The following is a 22,513-nucleotide window of genomic DNA, read 5'->3' as shown; positions in this document are numbered from 1 at the left end:
TTGAACATGCGCACAAGACTTCGCGGTCTGGGTGTCGGCGTTCTCGCCGCCCTGATTGCCTCAGCTGGGGCAGCGGTTCCCGCATATGCGGCGACCGTACCGTCCACCTTCCCCGCCGACTCGAATGGCCCGGTCTACCTGGTTGACGCCCTGGACAACAACCAGTACGCCGCCAACTCTCAACTGGACTGGGACACCCCAGCGGGTGTCAACCTGTCCAGCACGTCCGGCACTGTCACCCGGTTGCCTTATGTCACTGACGCGGCCACGTCGACCCCCTTCCTCTCGGCAGTGGGCGCAGAGCGCACACCGGCGAGCTGGAAGGCCTTTGGTGATGCCGTCAACCTCAACGGGAAGGGTGTGCTGCTGCCCAACGTCACGCCGTCCTCGCTTCTCAACGGGAGTCCCGCTGGCGTCGTGTCTGCGGGCGGCACCTACAGTCTCGGTGTGGCGTACCTGAGCGGTCCGTCGACCGTTGTGGCCGCCTACTACACCACGATCAACGTGGATGCCGGCACTGGCACTTGGGCCTTCGCCACTCCGGCGGCTCCGGTTGTCATCACGGATGTTGCCACCACCACCACGCTGGCTGCGGACAAGTCCTCGGTCGAGCTGGGTGGCTCGGTGACTCTCACCGCGACCGTCGCCGCCTCGGGCAAGACCCCGGCCGGCAACGTCGAGTTCTACAAGGGCACCAGCAAGCTGGCCACCCGGGCACTGTCCAGCGGCACCGTGTCCTACGCGGTGACCCCGGGCACCACCGGCACCCAGACCTACTCGGCCAAGTTCGTCGAGAACACTGTCGGCACCGACAAGTTCCTGGCGTCCACCTCGTCCGATCTGTCGGTCGATGTCACCACCCCGCCTCCGCCCGTTGTCCCGAACGCACCGAGTGAGGGTGCGCTCAACTCCGACTCGAGCAACGGCGCGACGGCGACCTACGACGCAACCACTCACAAGGTCACCCTGAACGTGGATGCCGCCAACAACTCGAAGTCGGTGAACGTCTTCGCCTACTCCACCCCGACCTTCCTCGGCACACAGACGGTGGCCGATAGCAAGGTTGTGGCGGACGTGTCCGGGCTCGCCTCGGGCTCCCACAAGGTGGCCATCGTCGATCCGGCGACCTACGAGGTCATCGCGTGGGCTTCCTTCGACAAGACCGACGCCGCGATCAGCCCGTCGATCAGCAAGACCATCAACGCCGAGGCCGCCGCGGTTGCCCCGAGCGATGGCGAGTTCTCGCTGACCAACCTGAGCGGCAACACCGTGAGCCTGTCCAACCCGGCGATCGTCGACGGCAAGTCCGTCGTGTCCGGCACCCTGGGCAGCTTCAAGGTGACCGACCTGCGTCAGGTCTCCAAGCCGGGCTGGAAGCTCCAGACCAGCGTGACCGACTTCGCCAAGGGCACTGACACGATCGCGGCCTCCGCGCTCGGTATCAAGCCCAAGTCGGTCGGTCAGGCCGGATCCGGCGCCACCGCTCCGACCCTGGGTGACGAGCAGATCTCGGGCAGCGCCAGCTACCCGTGGGACTTCGCCACCCTGGCCGCCGGCGCCTACTCCGGTGCCAGCACCTACGATGCCGACCTCACCTTCACCGCTCCCAGCGGCAAGCCGGCCGGCACCTACACCTCCACCCTCACCCTGACGCTGATCTCCAAGTGATCTTGGACGGGTGTGGCCGGGCCGTCTTTCGCCAGCGTTCCCGGTCACATCCGCAGAGTCAGCATCAATGAAGAGGCGCGTCCGCACGCGGGTTTGAGCCCCGGGTGCGGACGCGCCGCCTCTCCCTTTCGGGGGCTGTCTCGTTCGTTCGTCCGTCGTTAACCCGGCGGACCGATAACCGCCACGCAACAGATTTGTGAAGGACAAAGGGTAGAGCCATGACCTCTGTGCCGCTCCGCCGCCTCGGCGCCCTGATCGCAGCAGTTGCACTCGGCCTGGGTGGCCTGGTGCTTTCGACCGGAGTGGCACATGCCGAGGACACCGTCGGGATCGGGATCTCCCCGGCCAACGACAAGGGCAAGCCGGACGGACGCAGCCGGTTCACCTATCAGGCCAAGCCCGGCCAGACCATCACCGATCACGTGCGGGTCACCAACACCGGATCCACCCGGGTTGAGGTCACCCTCTACGCCGCGGACGCCTACAACGACGAGAAGGGCGACTTCGCGCTGGCCGACAGCACCGAAAAGAAGGCGGGTGCGGCCGCCTGGGTCACCTTCGACGGACGGCCGAAGCTCGGCCTGACCTTGAAGCGCGGCGAGTCCAAGACGGTGCCGTTCACGGTCGCCATCCCCGCCGACGCCGGTCCGGGCGATCACCCGGCGGGTGTCATCGCCTCTGCGGTCACCGGCGGACAGGTCACCGTGGAGCGGCGGATCGCGAACCGGATGTACGTGCGGGTCGGCGGCGACCTGCAGCCCGTCCTCACCATCACCAGCTTCTCCGGGGTCTACCACTCCGGCCTGAACCCGCTGGACGGCTCGATCAGCGTCACCGCCACCATCACCAACAGCGGCAACGTGGCACTCGAGGGCACCACCACGCTGTCGGCCACCACCTGGTTCGGTGCAGGCATCGGACGTCCCTCGCGCGCCGAACTGCCCGAGATTCTGCCCGGCAGCACCACCACCGTGAACTTCGAGATCACCGGAGTGCCGCAGGTCGGCTACGCCACGGCGCGGATGCTGTTGCAGGGCGGCATCTCCGGCGACGCTCCTGACCCCGGCCCGCTTCCGGTGATCCAACGCGACCTGCTGATCGCGGCCATCCCGTGGGTGGTGGTGGCCGTGCTGCTGGTCGGCGGGCTGCTCTGGCTGGTGCTGTGGCTGCGCCGCCGCCGCGAGGATCGCTACGCCCGGGAGTGGATGGCGCACACCGAGGCCGAGGCAGCGTCCCGGGCGGCCGAGGCCGACGCCCAGGAGCTGGCCATGGCGGTGGCGTCCGGCTCGTTGGCCGCCCAGCGGGCGATCCTTCCCGACGAGGTCGCCGGCAGCCCGTGGGCCCACACAGATGATCCGGACGGGCAGGGCCCCCAGTGAGACGCAGGCGTGTTCGCGGGCTGACCCCGTTCCTGCTGGGCCTGGTGCTCAGCGGCAGTCTGCTGCTGGCTGCCTCCGGGTTGGCCCCCAGGGCCACTGCCGACGACAACATCGGGTTGAGTGTGGACGTCCTGTCGACCAGCCCGTCGCCGAGTCCGACGAAGTCGTCCACGCCGAAGCCCTCGTCCACGTCTTCCACGTCGTCCTCGAACACCGGCACTCCTGAGCCGACCGTGGCCGGGACAGACGCCACCGGGACGCCCACTAGTGGGCCGAACCCCGGCGAGGTTGAGCTGGGTGGGCTGCTCTACGTCAGCGGGCTGAGCTGGACCTACACCCCGTCGCTGAACCCGGCCGCGGGCGCGCTGGACCTCCATTTCAGCGTCCGCAATGCCTTCGACAAGCCGGTCGATGCCAGCGCGCAGTTCTGGGTGACCGGAGTCTTCGGTCAGGTTGTTGGCCAGCCGGCCACAGTCGGGGTCTTCAGCCTGCAGCCGGGGGAGACCCGGACGGTCTCGACCACCATCAGCGGCATGGCGCAATGGACGGTGGTCACGGCTCGGATGATCTTCACGCCGCCACCGCGGCTCGGCACCCAGAGCCTCAGCCCGGTCCACCGCGAAGAAGTCGTCTGGTTCCTGCCCTGGTTCGTGGTCTTGCTGGCTGCCCTCGGCGGTGCCGGCTTCGTCGGCTGGCGCTGGTGGCGTGGACGTCCGGTGGTGCCGGACGAGGCCGCAGAACAGCCCGCACCCGAGGTCGAGGCCGAATGACCCAGCAGTTCGCTCCCGTGGCCGCCCCCGGTGCGGTCCTGGAGGCACCCCGTCCGGCGCCGGAGGATCAGGCGCGGCGGTCCACCGGGCAGCATGCCCCCGGCTCTCCCGACCGGTTCCGGCGGCCGCCCAAGCGACTGCCTCGGCAGCTGCCGCAGTACGCGCCGCTGAGTCGTACCCAGCTGCTGGTTCGGGCCAGCCTCGGCCTGGTGGCCGCACTGCTGGCCGCGTTCCTGATCGACCTGGTCGGGTTCAGCCACTTGCAGCACTTGATCTCCCAGCAGCAGTCCCGCGACCTGTTCGTCACCCAGCTGGCCGATGGCACGGCTCCGGTGAACGAAGGCGACGTGGACGGGGTCCTGCTCGCCGACGGCGCCCCGGTGGCGCGGCTGCAGATTCCGGCGCTCGGGATCAACGAGATCATCGGTGAGGGGACCACGTCTTCGGTGCTGGCCAAGGGGCCCGGGCATCGCCGGGACACCCCACTGCCCGGCCAGGGCGGCGTCAGCGTCATCATGGGACGAGCCAGCGCCTTCGGCGGGCCCTTCGGCAGACTCCAGGAGCTGCCTCCGGGCGAGGCCATCAGTGTGGTCACCGGCCAGGGTGAGCAGCTCTTCCGGGTGATCGGGGTGCGCTACGCCGGCGATCCGGCACCGGGCCCAGTGGCGTCCGGACGCTCCCGGATGGTGCTCGAGACCGCCCGCGGCGGACCCTACTTCCCGCAGGGCGTGGTCCGGGTGGACGCCGAACTGGTCTCGGCCACCCAGGCCAACGGCGGACGGATGACCACCCCCGCCTCGCTGCCGGCCAGTGCCCGCGAACTTGCCGGCGACTTCAGCACGAGCTGGGCGTTGGTCTTCGCTCTGCAGTTCCTGATCGTCGCCGAGGTAGCTGCCGTCTATGCCTACCGACGTTTCGGCTGGGCCCGGACCTGGGTGGTCTTCGTTCCGGTGCTGGCCCTCGGCTCCCTGCTGGTGGCCGACCAGGTCATTCGACTGCTGCCGAACCTGTTATGAGCACGAACCAGGCGGCTTGGTGCCGCCGCACTGTGATTGTGAGGACTACGAGCCGATGAGCGTCCCTGAACGGGTGTTTGAGCCGACCCAGCCGCTGCCGGCCGCCCCGGTGCCGCCCCAGCCGCAGAGTTGGGCGGCGGCGGTCACCCCGCCACCCGCCGAGCCGGTGTCCCCGGTGCCGCCGGTGCAGTTCCGTGCCGGCGAGCACCCCACGCCGGCACCGACGGCATCGGCGGCACCCCGGCTCTCCGGGCTGGAGGCTCGTTCGATCTCGGCCTGGTTCGGCGACCACAAGGTGCTCGACCGGGTCTCGCTGGACATGCCGCCCGGGGTGATCACGTCGCTGATCGGGCCGTCCGGATGTGGCAAGTCCACCTTCCTGCGGATCCTGAACCGGATGCACGAGCTGGTCCCGTCCGCCTCGCTGGCCGGTGAGGTGCTGCTCGACGGCGACGACATCTACGACCGGCGACACAAGCTGGTGGACGCCCGCAAGAAGATCGGGATGGTCTTCCAGAAGCCGAACCCGTTCCCGGCCATGTCGATCTACGACAACGTGGTGGCCGGGCTCAGCCTGACCGGGGTCAAGGTGGATCGCGATCACCGCGATGAACTGGTCGAGACCAGCCTGACCCGGGCCGGTCTGTGGAATGAGGTCAAGGACCGGCTGCGGCAGCCCGGCGGTGGCCTGTCCGGTGGTCAGCAGCAGCGTCTGTGCATCGCCCGATCCCTGGCCGTGAAGCCGGCCATCCTGCTGATGGATGAGCCGTGTTCGGCGCTGGACCCCACCTCGACCCGGGTGATCGAGGAGACCATGCTCGAGCTGCGCAACGAGGTGACCATCGTGATCGTCACCCACAACATGCAGCAAGCCCAGCGAGTCTCCCAGCAGTGCGCGTTCTTCCTGGCCGCGCAGGGGCAGCCAGGGGTGATCGTCGAACACGGGGACACCGACGCCATGTTCTCCATGCCGCAGGACTCTCGGACCAATGACTACGTCACCGGCCGCTTTGGCTGAGCCGGCCGCTCCGCGATCCGGCGGACGGCGTTGGCGCGCTCTGGCCACCAGGATGGCCTCGGTGGTGCTGATCTTCGCCGCGGCCGCCGGCGTGATCGTGGTGCTCACCGTCAACGCGTCCGCGCGTGCGGTGAACCCGGAGATCGCCGCGGCGCAGCCCGCGGCCCCGGTCGTGGTGGACGAGCCGGCTCCGACCGCCAGTCAGCAGCCGGCCGCTGCCGTGCACATGTCCGGGCCGCGCAACCCACCCGATCCGTCCTGGCTGGGCCGGGTGGCCGCGGCTACCGGGATTCCGTCCCGAGCCTTGGCCGGCTACGCCTCGGCCGCCATCGCCGTAGCCAAGGAGCAGCCCGGTTGTGGGCTGTCCTGGAACACGCTGGCCGCCATCGGTGCGGTCGAGTCCAGCCACGGCGAACACCAGGACGGACAACTGCTCGACTCCGGCCTGCCCAGCTCGCCGATTCGCGGGCCCGCCCTGAACGGAAGCGGGCTGGGCATGATCCGCGACTCCGACAAGGGCGCCTGGGACGGCGATGCCACCTGGGATCGGGCGATCGGCCCGATGCAGTTCATCCCGGCCACCTGGCGGCGCTGGGGCGCCGACGGCAATGGGGACGGCAAGGCCGACCCGAACCAGATCGACGATGCCGCGCTCGCTGCCGGGCGCTACCTGTGTGCGTCCGGGTCGCTGCGCAGCCCGTCCGGCTGGCGCGCGGCGATCTACTCGTACAACCACTCCGACGCCTACGTCGACAAGGTCGCAGGTGTCGCCAACAGCTACGCGGCGGTCAGTGGCGGCTGACCGCCGCGTGGGCCAACTCCTGATGGACGCGGCCACCCCAAGCCCGCCAGCCACGCTCGCGGTCTTTTCAGACGCAGGCTGTGAGTTATCCGGCGTCATTGCCGGAAAACTCACAGCCTGCGAGTTCGGTCAGCGCTTCGGACGAACCGGCTTGGTGTAGACGAAGTACGAGTGGTAGCCGTATTGAGTTCCGGTGACCTTGACCTCGATCTTGGCCCGCGCATCCTTGCCGGTGAGCCGATAGGTGCGCCCGGTCGCTCCCTTGATCGGGTGGCCGTTGCGTAGCCATCGGTAGTGCAGCGTGGTTCCGGGCGTCCAGGTTCCCGGCTTCAGGGTGAGGGTGTGGCCGACCACGGCCGTGCCGGTGATCTTCGGCGCCGTCCACACATTCAGGTCCCCGAGCCGGACCGGCTTGGTCTGGGCCGAGCAGATCCGGGAGTCGGTGTAGCCGTTGCGATGCGCCGTGACGCAGACCTTCACCCGCTTGCCGAGATCGGACGGCTTCACGTCGTAGTAAAAGCCCTGGAAATCGGCGCCGGCCCCGGGCTTTCCGTTGACGTACCACTGACGGTCGATCTCGGTCGGCGTGGGTGACCAGGTGCCCGTGAGGTCGGAGCGCAGCGACATCCCGACTTCTGTGTTTCGGTCGCTCAGCTTCGCGATCTTGGGGACCTTCGTGAAGGTGACGTCCGGTTTTGCGCGCTGGGTGAAGGTGAGGGAGAGACCGAACATCTGGTCCGGTTTTGTCAGTCGAACTGAACCGTGGTGGAGCCCGGGGCTGGCGTAGGTAACCCTGCCCGCACTGCAGGTGGCCGTTGTTGAGTCGATCTCTGGGCAAATGGGCGAACCGTCTGTCCACCTGATGCCAAGGTCGGTCGGGGTGTTGATGTCGACCGACGGCAGTTCGCCTAGGTCTTGGTTGTAGGCCAAGACCGAGACTGTGTCTGGCAGTTCACTGAAGTCACGGATCTTGTTGTCCCACAGGTACACAGTGGCGTCGGGGGCAACCTCGCTCAGGGCGGCGACGTTGGTGAGCTGGTTGTCGCTGATGTTGACAAGGGTCAACCTGGCGCCGGCCAGGGCGTCCACCGAGTGCAGCTGGTTACCGATCAGACCGACGCTGGTGAGCTGGCTGAGCGCGCCTCTGGGGCCGAGTGCGGTGAGTCCATTGTCTGAAGCGTCTAGTACGCGCAACTGATGGAGCCCGAAGACCGGCGACAGATCGTGGATCGCGTTGTTGCTCACGCCCAGAGTGACCAGCGACGTCAGCCCGCCAAGTGCAGAGATGTCGGAAACATGGTTGTAGCCCACGTGCAAGTACCTGAGCGCGCTGAGTCCGGACAGGGGGCCAAGGTCTCGGACATCGGTCTTCTCTGCCCTGAGTTCCGCAAGTCGACTCAGGCCAGCCAGGGGGCCAAGGTCCTGGATCGAGTTGAGTGAGAGGACCAGGTACTCCACGTCGGTCAGACTTGCCAGTGGCGTAATCGACGTGAATCGGTTGCCACTCAGGACGAGCTTCTTTAGGCCGGCAAGCCCCGAAAGCGGACTCAGGTTGTCGATTCGGTTTCCGTCCAGGACGAGTTTGGTGAGTCCGGTTCGTCCGGCTAGACCGGCGAGGTCGCTGATCTGGTTGCGTGACAGATCCAGTTCGGTCAGTGCGGGGAGCGAGGGCAGCGAGTCGAGGCTCGTCAGCTGGCGGCTCCCGGTCACCCACAGGCTGCGCAACCGCGATGCTCCCGTCAGCGGAGCCAAGTTGGCGACGTTGGCTGATGTCAGGGCGAGTCTGGTGAGTGCGGTGAGTTCGCCGATTCCGGTGAGGTCACTGACTCCTGTACAGCTCAGCGACTCCAGCTTCGCCAGGTTGTCGGCGGTGAGTTCAGTTCCGATCCCTTCGGACTCCAGCTCGGTCACCAGGCAGGCGGCGAGCGTGGCGTCCGGCACGTTCACCAGATCGGACGCGTGGCTGACGCCAACATTGCCCAATGCCAGCGCGAGGCCTAAGGATGCCGAGATGGCAAGGCGAATCAGTGTCTGCGCAGGGTGGGGACGAGTCACAGCAGAAGCCTAGGGACGGGTCAGTGCCCGCGGAAAACCGGGGACGGGGTTCGTCCGCGAACTGACAACTGCGCAGCGTGTTCCTGCCCCTTTTCTCACAGGTCAGACCATTCGTCTCACGCCTGTCCGCAATCGGGCTTCCACGACAAGCTGTAGTAGTGGGGATGGGAGGATGGACCCATGAGTCAGCGAACCATTGGTGTTACCGAGGTAGCCCTCCGCGACGCCCACCAGAGCCTGATGGCCACACGAATGGCCATGGAGGACATGGTCGATGCCTGTGCCGACATCGACGCAGCCGGCTACTGGAGCGTGGAATGTTGGGGTGGCGCTACCTACGATTCCTGCATCCGATTCCTCAATGAGGACCCCTGGGCACGTCTGAGGACGTTCCGGGAACTGATGCCCAACTCCCGCCTGCAGATGTTGCTGCGCGGCCAGAACCTGCTTGGCTACCGCCACTACGAGGACGGTGTCGTCGATCGTTTCGTGGAGAAGTCGGCCGAGAACGGCATGGACGTGTTCCGCGTCTTCGATGCCCTGAACGACCCCCGCAACATGGCCCGTGCGATGGCTGCGGTCAAGAAGACCGGCAAGCACGCCCAGGGAACCATCTGCTACACGATCTCCCCGCTGCACACCGTCGAGGGCTACGTGAAGCTGGCCGGCCAGCTGCTCGACATGGGTGCTCAGTCGCTGGCGCTGAAGGACATGGCCGCACTGCTGCAGCCGCAGCCCGCCTACGACATCATCCGCGGCATCAAGGAGACCTACGGCGAGGACGTCCAGATCAACGTCCACTGCCACTCCACCACCGGCGTCACCCTGGTCACCTTGATGAAGGCGATCGAGGCCGGCGCGGACGTGGTCGACACCGCGATCAGCTCGATGAGCCTCGGCCCGGGCCACAACCCGACTGAGTCCCTGGTGGCGATGCTGGAAGGCACCGAGTACACCACCAACCTCGACGCTGACCGGCTGATCAAGATCCGCGATCACTTCTCGAAGATCCGCCCGAAGTACAAGGCGTTCGAGTCGGCCACCCTGGTCGACACCGACATCTTCTCCAGCCAGATCCCCGGCGGCATGCTCTCCAACATGGAGTCGCAGCTGAAGGCGCAGGGCGCAGGCGACCGGATCAAGGAAGTCATGGAGGAGGTCCCGCTGGTCAAGGCCGACGCCGGACACCCGCCGCTGGTCACCCCGTCCAGCCAGATCGTCGGCACCCAGGCCGTGTTCAACGTCCTGATGGGCAAGTACAAGGTGATGACCGGCGAGTTCGCCGACCTGATGCTCGGCTACTACGGCGAGTGCATGGGCGAGCGCAACCCCGAGGTGGTCGCCATCGCTCAGGCCCAGGCCAAGAAGGAGCCGATCACTCAGCGTCCGGCCGATCTGCTGGAGCCGGAGTGGGAGAAGCTCTCCGCTGACGCCGCCAAGCTCGAGGGCTTCGACGGCACCGACGAGGACGTGCTCACCTACGCCATGTTCCCGGGTGTCGCCCCCGGCTTCTTCAGCACTCGTGACGAGGGCCCGAAGAACGTCGGCAAGACCGCCGAGCAGCTCAAGGCAGAGGCCGATGCGGCCAGTGGCGCCGCCAATGCAGTCCGCGGCCCGATCAAGTACAAGGTCTCCCTCGGCGGACGCGACCACAGCGTCACCGTAGAGATGGCGTGAGGGGAAGCAGATGAGCAAGAAGCCAGAAACCATGAGCAAGCGCGTCGAAGCGCTGCACGAAGCTGAGGCCAAGGCCCGGCTCGGCGGCGGCGAGGCGCGGCTGGCCAAGCAGCACGAGCAGGGCAAGATGTCTGCTCGCGAGCGGCTGGACAACCTGTTGGATCCGAACAGCTTCGAAGAGGTCGGCCTGTTCCGTCGGAACCGGACCACCACCTTCGGCATGGACGTCGCCGACATGCCTGCTGACGGCGTGATCACCGGCTGCGGCACCGTGCTGGGTCGCCCGGTGCGGGTGGCCAGCCAGGACTTCACCGTCGCCGGCGGTTCGGCCGGCGAGACCCACAACAAGAAGGTTGTGGCGATGATGCAGTCCGCGTTGGAGAACGGCACGCCGTTCCTCTTCTTCAACGATTCGGGCGGCGCCCGGGTCCAGGAGGGCATCGACTCGCTGTCCGGCTACGGCCAGGTGTTCTACGCCAACGTGCTGCTGTCCGGTGTGGTCCCGCAGATCTCGATCATCGCCGGCCCCTGCGCCGGTGGCGCGGTCTACTCCCCGGCCCTGACCGACTTCATCATCCAGACCCGCAAGGCCCACATGTTCATCACCGGGCCGAACGTGATCAAGCAGGTCACCGGTGAGGACGTCACCCAGGATCAGCTCGGCGGCGCCGACACGCACATGTCGGTGTCCGGCGTGAACAGCTTCGTGGCCGACGATGACGAGCAGGCCATCCTGATCGCCAAGAAGCTGATCAGCTTCCTGCCCCAGAACAACGCTGAGGATGCTCCGCTCGTCCCGGGTGAGTACAACCTGGACTACGACGCCGAGATCGGCGACATCGTCCCCACCGAGGGCAAGGCCGGCTACGACGTCCGCGACATCATCGGACGCATCGTCGACAACGCCGACTTCCTGGAGGTCCAGGCCGGCTACGCCACCAACATCGTGGTGGGCTTCGCCCGGATCAACGGACGCAGCGTCGGCATCGTGGCGAACCAGCCGAACTCGCTGGCTGGTGTCCTTGACATCAACGCCTCCGACAAGGGCAGCAAGTTCATCCGCTTCCTGAACGCGTTCAACATCCCGATCGTCACCCTGGTCGACGTCCCCGGCTACCTGCCCGGTGTCGCCCAGGAGTACGGCGGCATCATCCGCCACGGTGCCAAGATGCTGTACGCCTACTCGGCGGCCACTGTCCCGAAGCTGACCGTGGTGCTCCGCAAGGCCTACGGCGGCTCGTACCTGGCCATGTCGGCCAAGGACCTTGGCGCCGACCGGGTGTTCGCCTGGCCGACCGCCGAGATCGCGGTGATGGGTGCCGAGGGTGCGGCTGCGGTGGTCTTCCGCAAGGAGATCGCGGCTGCCGATGATCCCGAAGCCAGGCGCGCTGAGCTGGTCGAGGAGTACCGCAACACCTTCGCCACTCCGTTCATGGCGGCCTCCCGCGGCCTGGTCGACGAGATCATCGATCCCGGCGACACCCGCAAGGCGCTGGCCATGGCTCTGGAGAACCTGGCGAACAAGCGCGTGCTCCGTCCGGCCAAGAAGCACGGCCTGGGACCGGTGTGATCGGCATGTCCACCAACGAGGAACTGCTCGATCTGGTCAAGACTCTGACTGACCGGATCGAGGGGCTCGAGGTCAAGATCAAGAGCCTCGAGGTCCACTGCCAGGATGTCCCGGAGGAGACCATGGTGGCGATTGCCGCCGCCGTGGCCGCCTACCTGGGGCACCGTGCCAAGCGACGTCAGCCGCACTTCACCACTACTCAGGGCTGGAAGGCGAGCACCCGGCGTTCCCAGCTTTCCCACCACCCGCTGTACACCCGCTGACGGCGCGGAAGGATCACAGATGAAACTCAAGGTAACTGTCAACGGAGTTCCCTACGGCATCGATGTTGAGGTCGAGGAGCCGGAGGCTCCGGCGCTCGGCCCGATCATCATCGGCGGCTCGGGCACCAGCTCGATCGTCGTTCCGACCACCGCCTCGGTGAGTGGCGCTTCGGCGAACGCCGTGACCGCGCCGCTGGCCGGCTCGGTGGCCCGGGTCCTGGTCGAGGAAGGTCAGGAGATCACCGCTGGAACGGTGCTCCTGGTCCTGGAGGCCATGAAGATGGAGACCGAGATCACCGCGCCGCGCGACGGCAAGGTGTCCCGGATTCTCGTCGAGAAGGGCACCGCGGTTCAGGCCGGCGAAGGCCTGGTCGAGGTCGACTGAGTCTGACTCATGCGAATGGCCCGTCCCCTCGGGGGCGGGTCATTTTGCGTGTGTGGGGGTTAGGCTGCCCGGCATGAGCCGGATCGCATTCATCGGACTGGGCCGGATGGGCTCGGGTATGGCCGGACGGCTGCTTGCGGCCGGTCATGAGGTCGTGGTGACCAACCGGACGCCGCAGCGCGCACAACCGCTGCTCGACCAGGGTGCGCTCTGGGCGCCCACTCCGGCCGAGGCGGTCACCGATGCCGTTGCCGTGTTCGCCATGCTCAGCGACGATGCGGCTTCTCGCGCGGTCTGGGAGGGTCCGGGCGGCGTGCTGGCCGGACAGCTGGAGCCCGGCACCTTCGCGATCGAGTGCTCGACGCTGTCGCCGGCCCGGGTCCGCGAACTCAGCGCGGCGGCCACGGCCGCCGGCATGCGCTACCTGGACTGCCCGGTCACCGGGCTCCCGGAGGCCGCCGCGTCAGGCAGCCTCACCTTGCTGGTCGGAGCCGAGGACGCCGACCTGGAGCTGGCTCGTCCGCTGCTGAAGCCGCTGGCCAGTGACCTGTTCCATTTCGGCCCGGTGGGGTCCGGCACCGCCTACAAGCTGATCGTGAACCTGATCGGGGCCGTGCAGATCGCCGGAGTGGCCGAAGGCCTGGCCATGGCCGAGCGGGCCGGGTTGGACCCGGCCCAAGTGGCCACGGCGCTGGCGCTGGGCCAGGCGGCCAGCCCGCAGGTGGTCCGCAACAGCCAGCGGATGGTGGCCGGCGATCACGACAGCAACCTCGCCTTCTCCGGACGGCTGCGGCAGAAGGACACCGCCTACGCCATCGCACTGGCCCACGAGCTGGGGATCGGTGTGCCCTTCGGCCAAGTGGCCCTGGACGGACTGGACGAGCTGCTTGCCGAAGGCTGGGGCGAGCTGAACGAGAGCGCCATCATCGAGGTGGCTCGACGGCGTCCGAGCCAGGACTAGCCGCGCATCAGTAGCGCCGCGCCACCTGGACGGCCTGGCTGCCATAGCCGCCGCCGAACAGGGCGGCATGCACCAGCAGCGGATGCAGTTGGTGCAGCCCGATCAGCTCGGTCCAACCGTCGGCCAGCGGGAACGCGTCGGTGTATCCCGCGTAGACCTCGGCCAGATGTGGCAGCCCGAACAGGGCCAGCATTGCCAAGTCGGTGAGCCGGTGGCCGCCGTGGGCGGCCGGATCGATCAGCACCACCGAGTCGCCGCTGAACAGGACGTTGCCGGCCCACAGGTCGCCGTGCAGCCGAGCCGGCGGCAGCTCGTCGTCGAACTCACCGGCGCTCAGCCGCTCGGCGAGCGCTTCGATCACGGCCAGCCCGGACGCGTCCAGCGCCCCCTGCCGATGCGCCCGCTGGGCGTAGGGGAGTAGTCGTTGCTCGGCGTAGAACTCACCCCAGCGCCGCGTCGGGCGCAGGCTGAGCGGTGCGTCACCGATGAAGCCGTCGCCGCTCCAGCCGTCCGGGCCGACCCCGAAAGCGCTGGCCCCGGCGTTGTGGGTGACGGCCAGCTGGGCGCCGAATCGTCGGGCGGCCGCAGCACTCGGCGCGACAGTGGCGACCCGCGAGACGGTGATCGAGGTGGGGCCGACCGCGAGCACTTTCGCCACCGGGACGCCGCCGGGCACGTCCAGCCAGGTCAACCCGGCCGCCTCCACCTCGAAGAAGCCGGACGGGGCCGCGGCGCGCTGCTTGGCGTACCCGTCGGTCACGGCTGGGAGCCTAGTACTGGCCCTTGATCACGAAGAAGGAGCCCCGGATCGTCCCGGCCAGCTTCGACTTCTGGGTGGCGAACTTGAACCGGGAGGCGAGCTCGGCCGGCACGTCCATGCCATCGGAGAGCTTGAACCCCACCGCTCGCTTGCCACCGTCCTCGATGGCGTACATCACGTTGATGGCCAGGCCGGACTGGTAGAAGACGTAGGCCATCCGCAGCCCGCCGGCGACGAACTGGGTCGCTTCCAGGGGTGTGGACTCGATCACCAGCTGACGCTCTTCGGCCAGCACCCGATGCACCCACTCGACGGTGTCAGCGGCCTGGGCGGCCGGCTCGGTGGCGAAGGTGTGGCCGTACTTGTTGAACCAATAGCGGGCCTCGTTGGCCCGCAGCCCGGCCAGCGCATCGGCCACCGGGGACGCCTCCAGGCCGACCGTGGACACGTTCACGAAATCGACGACATAGGACATAGCGACCTCCCGCTTCGTGGTGATCGGCAGGCTATCCCGTCGGGCTGCGTCAGGGGGATGGGCAATGTCGTCCAGGCTGAGCGTCGGCTAGGCAATTGGGACGGGGTCCGCACGGTCGTCTTCCTGCTTAGGCTGACCGCAACGTCCTGCTGAAGGGTGGTAACTCTATGAGTGCATGGTCGTTAGGTGCAGTTCCGCGGGAGTCGACGCGGAGCGTACGTCAAACCACGAGTGGCCTGAAGACCTTCGTGGACAAGGTGGTCAAGTGGATTCCCGGTGATGTCCTTGGCCTCTATCTCGCGGCAGTCTCGGCGATCGGCGTAGCCAACCCCCAGTTGTGGCTGCTGATCGTGGCCATCCTGCTGGCTCCGTTCGTGGTGGTCTTCGGCAGCTGGACGCTGCCCGAGGATCAGCGGCCATCTCGGCTGCCGGCCAGAGCGGTGCTGTCGGCGGTCGCGGTCGCCATTTGGGCGCTGACCGTGCCCGGCTCGGGCTGGCAGGTGTTCACCGTGGTCTCACAGAACGCGCAGACGGTCGCGGTGATCGGAGCGATCCTCGGGCTGGTCTTCGGGCTGGTGGCCAGTGCGCTGGTCCCCGACGAGGCCTGAGCCCGCCGATCGCGGACCAGCGCAGGGGCTGGACTAGGCCTTCTCGGCGCGGATGAAGGCGCTGGCGAAGGCGCCTTCGAGCTGTGCGATGGCCTCGGCCGGGCTGATCCCGTCCGGCAGGCTGTTGTCGGGCAGGGTGCCGGCCATCTCGAGCAGTTCGTCGCGCTCGTAGGTCCGGGTGACCTGGATCCGGGGGTTGGTGAAGCCGGAGGCGCGGAGCTTGGCTAGGTAGTCGGCATCGAGCAGGGCGCCGGCGATGCAGCCGGTCCACAACCCGATCAGCGATACCCACTCCGGCCCGAGCGGGCGCAGCAGGACGATGTCGGAGACGGCGAATCGTCCGCCCGGACGAAGGACCCGGAATGCCTCGCGCAGGACGGCGTCCTTGTCGGTGGACAGGTTGATCACACAGTTGGAGATCACCACGTCCACGCTGGCCTCGGGCAGCGGGATGTCCTCGATGGTGCCCTTGATGAAGGTGGCATTGGTGATGCCGGACTCGGCCTTGTTCCGCTCGGCAAGGGCCAGCATCTCGTCGGTCATGTCCAGGCCGTAGGCGTGCCCGTCCGGAGCGACCCGGCGGGCCGAAAGCAGGACGTCCAAGCCGCCACCGGAACCGAGGTCGAGGACCTGCTGGCCAGGCTCGAGTTCGATCAGCGCGGTCGGGTTGCCGCAGCCGAGCGAGGCGGCCAGCGCGCCTTCGGAGGGGCTGGCGGTCTGCTCGTACAGGCCTGCCGTGATCGGGTCGGTGCCGCCGGCTCCATAGCTGGAACTCCCGCAGCAGCCCCCATCGGCGAGCTGCAGGGCCTGTCGAGCGGCGCCGGCGTAGCGCTCACGGACGGCCTCACGCAGCTCGAGTTGTTCGCTCACTTCTCCTCCTTGAATAGATGATCATCGAAACAGGATCTTTCCAGCCTGTTTTGACGTGTGTCAAGATGACGCCATGGCTCTCGACCTCGAACTCGCCGCGGACTGCTGCGGCCTGGCTGTGGCCCCGGTCACCGAGGCGGAGGCCGCCCGGATCGCACCGATGTTCAAGGCGCTCGGTGATCCGGTTCGGCTACGGCTGGCCTCGATGATCGCCGGCCACGATGAGATCTGTGTCTGCGACCTGACCCCGTCCTTCGAGCTCTCCGGGCCCACGATCAGTCACCACCTGAAGGTGCTGCGCGAAGCCGGCCTGGTCGACTGCGAGCGTCGCGGCACCTGGGTCTACTACCGAGTGCTTCCGGACGCGCTGCGCGCACTCGGCTCCCTGCTCCAGCCGGCCGCTGTTCCGGCCTGAGCGGAACCGGCCGTGACTGAGCCGACCAGCCCAAGCCGCCTCGGACGGGCTGTCGAAGTCTTCACGGTCTTCCTCGGGTTGGGCCTGACCTCCTTCGGCGGCCCGATCGCGCATCTGGGTTACTTCCGTAGGGCGCTGGTCGAGCGCCGCCGCTGGCTCAGCGAGACCGCCTACGCCGACCTGGTTGCGCTGTGTCAGTTCCTGCCCGGACCGGCCTCCAGCCAGGTCGGGATGGGGATCGGCCTGCAGCGGGCCGGGTTGCCCGGTCTGGTCGCCGCCTGGCTCGGCTTCACACTGCCCTCGGCGCTGCTGATGGTCGGCTTCGGCTACGGACTCGACTTGTGGGGTGGTGCCGCCACTGCCGGCTGGGTGCTGGGCCTGAAGGCGGCCGCGGTGGGAGTTGTCGGGAATGCCGTCCTGGCCATGGCCCGGACGCTCACCCCGGACGCCAAGCGGGCCGCCATCGCGGTGGCGGCCCTGGTCGCCGTCCTGCTCAGCCCGCCGGCCTGGACTCAGCTGGTGGTGATCGCGGCGGCAGGGCTGATCGGGTTGGTCTGGCTCACCCCGTCCGCGCCGGCTCCGGAGTCCGAGCTGGACGTCCCGCTGGGCCGATCGGCCGCGGTGGTCAGCCTCGCGCTGTTCGCCGGTTTGTTGGTGGGGTTGCCGGTCCTGGCTGCGGCCACCGGGAACCCGGTGCTGCGGCTCTTCGACGACTTCTACCGGTCGGGATCCCTGGTCTTCGGCGGCGGCCACGTCGTGCTGCCGCTGCTCGACGCGGTCACCGTCCAGCCCGGGCTGGTCAGCCACGACACCTTCCTGGCCGGCTATGGGGCGGCCCAGGCCGTCCCCGGTCCGCTGTTCACCTTCGCGGCCTTCCTGGGCTACGTGCTCAACACCGCGCCCAACGGCCTGCTCGGTGCGGCCATCGCGCTGGTGGCCATCTTCCTTCCGTCGGCTCTGCTGATCGCCGGGGCGCTGCCGTTCTGGAGCCGGTTGCGCCGGGCACCGCGCGCGCAGGCAGCTCTCATGGGGGTCAACGCGGCCGTGGTTGGGATCTTGGCCGCTGCCCTCTACCAGCCGGTGTTCACCAGCGGGATCACTGGGGGAGTCAGCTTCGCCATCGCAGCTGTCTGCTTCGTAGCCCTGACCAGCTGGCGCACCCCGGCCTGGCTGGTGGTGCTGCTGGCCGGGCTGGCCGGCGCCGTCCTGCTCTAGGGTCGGCCCCGGTTCAAGCCCGGGCCAGCGAATGCTCCTTGCGGGCGGTGTCGACCAGCCGCCAGATCAGCGGAGTGAGGATCAGTTGCATGGCCAGATCCAGCTTGCCGCCGGGCACCACGATGCTGTTGGCCCGCGACATGAACGAGCCATTGATCATGCTGAGCAGGTAGGGGAAGTCGAAGCCGCGGGGATCGGCGAACCGGATCACTACCATCGACTCGTCCGGGGTGGGGATCCAGCGGGCGATGAACGGGTTCGAGGTGTCCACGATCGGCACCCGCTGGAAGTTGATGTGGGTGTTGGAGAACTGCGGGCAGATGTAGCGGACGTAGTCCGGCATCCGGCGCAGGATGGTGTCGGTGACCGCCTCGGTCGAGTAGCCGCGCTTTGTGCGGTCGCGGTGCAGCTTCTGGATCCACTCCAGGTTGATGGTCGGCACCACCCCGATCAGCAGATCGACCTTGCTGGCGACGTCCACGGTCTCGGTCTGGACGGCGCCGTGCAGCCCCTCGTAGTAGAGCAGGTCACTGCCCGGTGCCAGATCCTGCCAGGGCGTGAAGGTGCCCGGCTGGCAGCCCAGCGCGGCAGCCTCCTCGTCGTCGTGGACGTAGTTGCGCACCCGACCAGAGCCGGAGCGTCCGTACTCCTCGAAGAGGGCTTCGAGTTCCTCGAAGAGGTTCGCGTCCGGCCCGAAGTGGCTCAGTTCGCTGTGTCCGGCGGCTGCCTCGTGGGCGCGCTTCATTCCCTCGCGGTCGTAGCGATGGAAAGAGTCGCCGTGCACGATCGCCGCCGACACCGACTCCCGGGCGAAGATCTGGGCGAAGGTGTCGGTGATCGTGGAGGTGCCGGCCCCGGACGAGCCGGTGACCGCCACCACGGGATGCCTGCGGGACATCGATGCTCCTAGTCGGCGAAGAGAGTGCGGTGATGGAACAGGGGATGGGAGTACTCCCGGTCGTGGCCCAGCGCATGGTCGGCGAAGTAGCCCTCGAGTCGGGCCACCTCGTCGCTGCTGCCCAGGAACAGCGGCACCCGGGCGTCCAGGCCGCTCGGCGACACCTCGAGCACCCGACCGGTTCCGGTGCTGGCGCTGCCACCGGCCTGCTCGGCCAGGAAGGCCAGCGGGGCCGCAGTGTGCAGTAGCGGCGCCAACCAATGCCCGCTGCGTCCGGTGTCCGGGGCCAGGAACAGGCCGCCGGAGTTCAGCACCCGGTAGGCGCCGACCACGGCCGAGGCGTTCCAGCGCATGTGGAAGTCCTGCCTGCGCGGGCCGTCGCTGCCCAGCGTGCACTCCTCGACGTAGCGGCGCACCGCGGCCGGCCAGTGTGGGGCCTGGGAGGCGTCGATGGCGAACATGGCCGACTCGTCGGGGATCCGCAGGTGCGGGTGAGTGAGCACAAAGTTGCCCACGTCGCGGTCGAGGGTGAAGCCGTCCACACCGTCCCCGGTGGTCAGGGCGCAGATCGTCCGCGGCCCGAAGAGGGCGATCCCGGCGCTGACCTGACGGGTGCCCGGCTGCAGGAAGTCCTCGATCAGGCAGGGACGGCCCGGCTCGGGCCGCTCCAGGATCGAGAAGGCCGAGCCCACCGGCAGGTTGTCGTTCAGGTTGCTCATTCCGTGCATGGCATCGAAGAGCAGCAGGTAGCGGCCTTCGGGGTTGCCGGGCAGGATCTGTGGCTGGCCGGCGAAGGAGATCCCGGCGAGCTGGTCGGCCTCCTGCAGCTGGGCCAGCAGCACCTGGCCGGCCAGCCGGCGCAGGCTGCGGTTCACCTCCCGCGGGCTGGGCTGCCGAGTCTGATCGAGGATCAGCGGCCCTCTGCTGGCAGCGGCCGCGGTCAGCTTCACCGCGACGGCCAGCCCGCTGATCAGCGTGGCATGTGCCGTCTCGCGCATGCCGAGCAGGTACTGGGTAAGGGTGATCACCTCGGCTCCTTCATCTGGTTCGCGCAGCCTATTGATCAAAGATCACAATCAGCTATCGGTCCGCCCCGTTGAGCAAGAACATCAGCTGATCGAGCATTGCGTGCGAAATCGTGCAAGCCGCGTCCGGGCGCTATTCGAGGCCAGTTGCGGGCATTAGCATCATCGCCAACAGCAGGGTGGAGACTGGCGAGACCCCTCATCAGCATCCTCTGACTAGGTCTTCTGTGTCGCTGGCGTGCGTCCCGGCGTCCACTGAGGGCTGCGGCAATAGGGCGAGTCACCATGGATCAGTCGAAGCGTTATGTGAATCTCGACCTCTCTGAGGACGAGTTGATGGCGGGCGGAGCGCACATTCTGTGCGCCTATCGGATGACGCCCAAGCCGGGAATTGGATTTGTTGCGGCTGCCGCGCATTTCGCCGCGGAGTCGTCCACCGGAACAAATGTGACGGTCTCCACCACCGATGACTTCACCCGCAGCGTGGACGCCCTGGTGTACCGCGCGGACGAGGCCACCGGGGAGTTGCGGATCGCCTATCCGCTGGAGCTGTTCGACCGCAACATCATCGACGGTCGGATGATGATCGTCTCGTTCCTGACCCTGACCATCGGCAACAACCAGGGGATGGGCGACATCGAGGCCGCCAAGATGTACGACTTCTGGCTGCCGCGGCGGGCCATTGAGCTGTTCGACGGGCCGGCCAAGGGCATCGTCGACCTGTGGCGGACGCTCGGGCGTCCGGTGGTCGACGGCGGCTACATCGCCGGCACCATCATCAAGCCGAAGCTCGGGCTGCGTCCGGAGCCGTTCGCACAGGCCGCTCACGACTTCTGGCTGGGCGGGGACTTCATCAAGAACGACGAGCCGCAGGGCAACCAGCCGTTCGCGCCGCTGAAGCAGACCATCCCGCTGGTCTACGACGCCATGAAGCGGGCCATGGACGCCACCGGAGAGGCCAAGCTGTTCAGCGCCAACATCACCGCCGACGACCATGACGAGATGATCGCCCGCGGCGAGTACATCCTGTCCGCCTTCGGGCCGGACGCCGACAAGGTCGCGTTCCTGGTGGACGGCTTCGTTGGTGGCCCGGGGATGATCACCACGGCGCGGCGGCACTTCCCGAACCAGTTCCTGCACTACCACCGGGCCGGCCACGGGATGATCACCTCGCCGAGCTCTGCGCGCGGCTACACCGCCTATGTGCTGGCCAAGATGGCCCGCTTGCAGGGGGCGTCCGGGATCCACGTCGGCACCATGGGCTACGGAAAGATGGAGGGCGGCCGGGACGACCGCGCGATCGCCTACGTGATCGAGCGGGACAGCTACTCCGGCCCGGCCTTCCATCAGGAGTGGCACGGCATGCGTCCGACCACCCCGATCGTCTCGGGCGGGATGAACGCCCTGCGGCTGCCCGGCTTCTTCGCCAACCTGGGGCACGCCAACCTGATCAACACTGCCGGAGGCGGCTGCTACGGCCACCTGGACGGGCCTGCGGCCGGCGCCCGGTCTCTGCGCCAGGCCCACGACTGCTGGGCCGCGGGTGCCGATCCGATCGAGTGGGCGCTCGAGCACCGCGAGTTCGCCCGTGCCTTCGAGTCCTTCCCGGCCGACGCCGACGCGCTCTACCCGGGCTGGCGCTCCCGCCTGCTCTGAACCGGACGGACGGTCCGGCGGTCGCCGAGTGGGTCGACTCGCCGACCGAGGGGAGCCTGCGGACTAGCGGGACAGCCGGTTCAGCACGGCTCGCGCGGTGCCGTCGTCCAGGACCAGGTCGGTGGCGGTTCCGGCCCGGAGTGCGCCGATCAGCGCCGGGGCCCGGGACGGGTCGGCGACCACGCAGATCCGGCGCGCAATCTTGGCCAGCTCGGCCGGTGTCGGACCGGTGGCCCGCTCGTTGTAGGCGATGTCGGCGTACGAGCCGTCCTCGCGCAGCAGCACCGTACACACATCGCCGACCACGCCCTCGCTGAGCAGCTGCTCCATCTCGGCGGGGTCCATGTACCCGGCCGAGTAGACGTGGGACGGCACTCGCGCCTTCAGCGCGCCGACGCCGAAGACGGCGATGTCCACCTGGTCGCGCAGCCGCAGCACCTGCTGGATCGACCGTTCCCGCCACAGCACCGACTTGGCCTCGGGCTGGTCGAAGAAGGCCGGCACCGGGAACAGCACGGCGCGTGCGTCGAAGGCGTCACCGAAGGACTGCATGATCTCGCCGATGTAGGGCAGGCCCGAGTCATGCTGGTTCGCGCTTCCGTTCACCTGGACCACCGTGGCCTCGACCAGCGGGCGGCGTCCGAGATAGCGGACGACGTTGGACAAGGTGACGCCCCAGGCGACCCCGATCACGTCGTGATCCTCGACCACCTCGGTGAGCAGCTGGCCGGCCATCCGGGCCACCCGCTCCATCCGCACCTTTTCGTTGGCGTTCTCGCGCACCGACACCATATGGACGCGGACGCCGAAGCGCTGCGCCAGGGCCGTGGACAGCGGCGAAGCCGAGCCCTGGTGATCGGCCAGGGAGATCCGGACCAGTCCGGTATCGCGGGCCTCCTTGAGGAGTCGCGAGACCGTAGAGCGCGAGATCTTCAGATGATGCGCGATGGTCTCCATCGTCTCGGCGTGGACGTAGTACCGGGATGCCGCCTGGTACATCTCCTCGTAGCGCTCGCTCATGACCGTC

At 67.9% G+C, this 22,513-nt stretch carries 22 protein-coding genes; 15 read left to right on the top strand and 7 right to left on the bottom strand.

The genetic code is table 11. The features are described 5' to 3' along the window. Nucleotides 1-6: 6 nt before the first annotated feature. From ATK74_RS15690 to ATK74_RS10915, 6 genes are all read left to right on the top strand, one after another. Entirely contained in the window at nt 7-1,668 is a 1,662-nt protein-coding gene (locus tag ATK74_RS15690; RefSeq protein WP_098461061.1) for an Ig-like domain-containing protein, read from the top strand. Nucleotides 1,669-1,886: 218 nt separating this feature from the next. Continuing rightward, the gene (locus tag ATK74_RS10935) at nt 1,887-3,047 is read left to right on the top strand and encodes a COG1470 family protein (RefSeq protein ID WP_098461060.1); all 1,161 of its coding nucleotides are present in this window, start codon (nt 1,887-1,889) and stop codon (nt 3,045-3,047) included. After that, the gene (locus ATK74_RS10930; protein WP_098461059.1) at nt 3,044-3,817 is read left to right on the top strand and encodes a hypothetical protein; all 774 of its coding nucleotides are present in this window, start codon (nt 3,044-3,046) and stop codon (nt 3,815-3,817) included. Before ATK74_RS10935 ends, ATK74_RS10930 begins: the two co-directional genes overlap by 4 nt. After that, on the top strand, nt 3,814-4,833 hold the full coding sequence (locus ATK74_RS10925; RefSeq protein WP_098461058.1) for a sortase: 1,020 nt from the start codon (nt 3,814-3,816) through the stop codon (nt 4,831-4,833). Before ATK74_RS10930 ends, ATK74_RS10925 begins: the two co-directional genes overlap by 4 nt. 55 nt (nt 4,834-4,888) lie before the next feature. Then, entirely contained in the window at nt 4,889-5,851 is a 963-nt protein-coding gene (gene pstB / locus ATK74_RS10920; protein WP_211283355.1) for a phosphate ABC transporter ATP-binding protein PstB, read from the top strand. Then, entirely contained in the window at nt 5,823-6,653 is an 831-nt protein-coding gene (locus ATK74_RS10915; RefSeq protein WP_098461057.1) for a lytic transglycosylase domain-containing protein, read from the top strand. Before pstB ends, ATK74_RS10915 begins: the two co-directional genes overlap by 29 nt. A gap of 129 nt (nt 6,654-6,782) precedes the next feature. On the opposite strand, the gene ATK74_RS10910 is transcribed toward ATK74_RS10915, so the two are convergent. Next, on the bottom strand, nt 6,783-8,708 hold the full coding sequence (locus ATK74_RS10910; RefSeq protein ID WP_143483639.1) for a leucine-rich repeat domain-containing protein: 1,926 nt from the start codon (nt 8,706-8,708) through the stop codon (nt 6,783-6,785). A gap of 180 nt (nt 8,709-8,888) precedes the next feature. Here ATK74_RS10910 and ATK74_RS10905 point away from each other — a divergent pair, with 180 nt between their 5' ends. The 5 genes from ATK74_RS10905 to ATK74_RS10885 all read left to right on the top strand — a co-directional run bounded on the left by ATK74_RS10905 (nt 8,889) and on the right by ATK74_RS10885 (nt 13,564). Continuing rightward, entirely contained in the window at nt 8,889-10,385 is a 1,497-nt protein-coding gene (locus ATK74_RS10905; protein WP_098461055.1) for a methylmalonyl-CoA carboxytransferase subunit 5S, read from the top strand. Between the two features lie 10 nt (nt 10,386-10,395). Beyond that, a complete protein-coding gene (locus tag ATK74_RS10900) occupies nt 10,396-11,955 on the top strand; it encodes an acyl-CoA carboxylase subunit beta (RefSeq protein ID WP_098461054.1) in 1,560 nt (519 codons plus the stop codon). A 5-nt stretch (nt 11,956-11,960) separates the two neighbouring features. Next, nucleotides 11,961-12,218, top strand: coding sequence for a hypothetical protein (locus tag ATK74_RS10895; RefSeq protein WP_143483638.1), 258 nt, complete (start codon nt 11,961-11,963; stop codon nt 12,216-12,218). 19 nt (nt 12,219-12,237) lie between these two features. Next, entirely contained in the window at nt 12,238-12,603 is a 366-nt protein-coding gene (locus tag ATK74_RS10890) for a biotin/lipoyl-containing protein (protein WP_098461052.1), read from the top strand. Nucleotides 12,604-12,676: 73 nt separating this feature from the next. Next, nucleotides 12,677-13,564 carry an NAD(P)-dependent oxidoreductase gene (locus tag ATK74_RS10885; RefSeq protein ID WP_098461051.1) on the top strand — a complete coding sequence of 296 codons (888 nt, stop codon included), beginning with the start codon at nt 12,677-12,679 and terminating at the stop codon, nt 13,562-13,564. Nucleotides 13,565-13,571: 7 nt separating this feature from the next. Here ATK74_RS10885 and ATK74_RS10880 read toward each other — a convergent pair whose 3' ends face one another. Together ATK74_RS10880 and ATK74_RS10875 are read right to left on the bottom strand one after the other, a co-directional pair. Beyond that, the gene (locus tag ATK74_RS10880; protein ID WP_098461050.1) at nt 13,572-14,324 is read right to left on the bottom strand and encodes a fructosamine kinase family protein; all 753 of its coding nucleotides are present in this window, start codon (nt 14,322-14,324) and stop codon (nt 13,572-13,574) included. Between the two features lie 10 nt (nt 14,325-14,334). Next, entirely contained in the window at nt 14,335-14,799 is a 465-nt protein-coding gene (locus ATK74_RS10875; RefSeq protein ID WP_098461049.1) for a phage tail protein, read from the bottom strand. A 248-nt stretch (nt 14,800-15,047) separates the two neighbouring features. Here ATK74_RS10875 and ATK74_RS10870 point away from each other — a divergent pair, with 248 nt between their 5' ends. Next, the gene (locus tag ATK74_RS10870; RefSeq protein ID WP_098461048.1) at nt 15,048-15,407 is read left to right on the top strand and encodes a hypothetical protein; all 360 of its coding nucleotides are present in this window, start codon (nt 15,048-15,050) and stop codon (nt 15,405-15,407) included. A gap of 33 nt (nt 15,408-15,440) precedes the next feature. On the opposite strand, the gene arsM is transcribed toward ATK74_RS10870, so the two are convergent. Further along, nucleotides 15,441-16,277 carry an arsenite methyltransferase gene (gene arsM, locus ATK74_RS10865; RefSeq protein ID WP_098461047.1) on the bottom strand — a complete coding sequence of 279 codons (837 nt, stop codon included), beginning with the start codon at nt 16,275-16,277 and terminating at the stop codon, nt 15,441-15,443. Nucleotides 16,278-16,350: 73 nt separating this feature from the next. Here arsM and ATK74_RS10860 point away from each other — a divergent pair, with 73 nt between their 5' ends. Further along, complete coding sequence (locus ATK74_RS10860; protein WP_098461046.1) at nt 16,351-16,692, top strand: ArsR/SmtB family transcription factor; 342 nt, start codon at nt 16,351-16,353, stop codon at nt 16,690-16,692. 12 nt (nt 16,693-16,704) lie between these two features. Beyond that, nucleotides 16,705-17,907, top strand: coding sequence for a chromate efflux transporter (chrA, locus tag ATK74_RS10855; protein ID WP_098461045.1), 1,203 nt, complete (start codon nt 16,705-16,707; stop codon nt 17,905-17,907). 13 nt (nt 17,908-17,920) lie between these two features. Here the strand turns inward: chrA and ATK74_RS10850 are convergent, their stop codons facing one another. Beyond that, the gene (locus ATK74_RS10850) at nt 17,921-18,805 is read right to left on the bottom strand and encodes a phosphoribulokinase (protein WP_098461044.1); all 885 of its coding nucleotides are present in this window, start codon (nt 18,803-18,805) and stop codon (nt 17,921-17,923) included. 8 nt (nt 18,806-18,813) lie between these two features. Then, complete coding sequence (locus tag ATK74_RS10845; RefSeq protein ID WP_098461043.1) at nt 18,814-19,833, bottom strand: class 1 fructose-bisphosphatase; 1,020 nt, start codon at nt 19,831-19,833, stop codon at nt 18,814-18,816. A gap of 282 nt (nt 19,834-20,115) precedes the next feature. Here ATK74_RS10845 and ATK74_RS10840 point away from each other — a divergent pair, with 282 nt between their 5' ends. Beyond that, on the top strand, nt 20,116-21,486 hold the full coding sequence (locus ATK74_RS10840) for a ribulose-bisphosphate carboxylase (RefSeq protein WP_098461042.1): 1,371 nt from the start codon (nt 20,116-20,118) through the stop codon (nt 21,484-21,486). A 63-nt stretch (nt 21,487-21,549) separates the two neighbouring features. Here ATK74_RS10840 and ATK74_RS10835 read toward each other — a convergent pair whose 3' ends face one another. Next, nucleotides 21,550-22,506: a sugar-binding transcriptional regulator gene (locus ATK74_RS10835; protein WP_098461041.1), complete on the bottom strand. Its 957-nt coding sequence runs from the start codon at nt 22,504-22,506 to the stop codon at nt 21,550-21,552. Between the last annotated feature and the right edge of the window lie 7 nt (nt 22,507-22,513).

The organism is Propionicimonas paludicola (assembly GCF_002563675.1).
GTDB classification, from domain to species: domain Bacteria; phylum Actinomycetota; class Actinomycetes; order Propionibacteriales; family Propionibacteriaceae; genus Propionicimonas; species Propionicimonas paludicola.
This window is presented reverse-complemented; position numbering and strand designations above follow the sequence as displayed.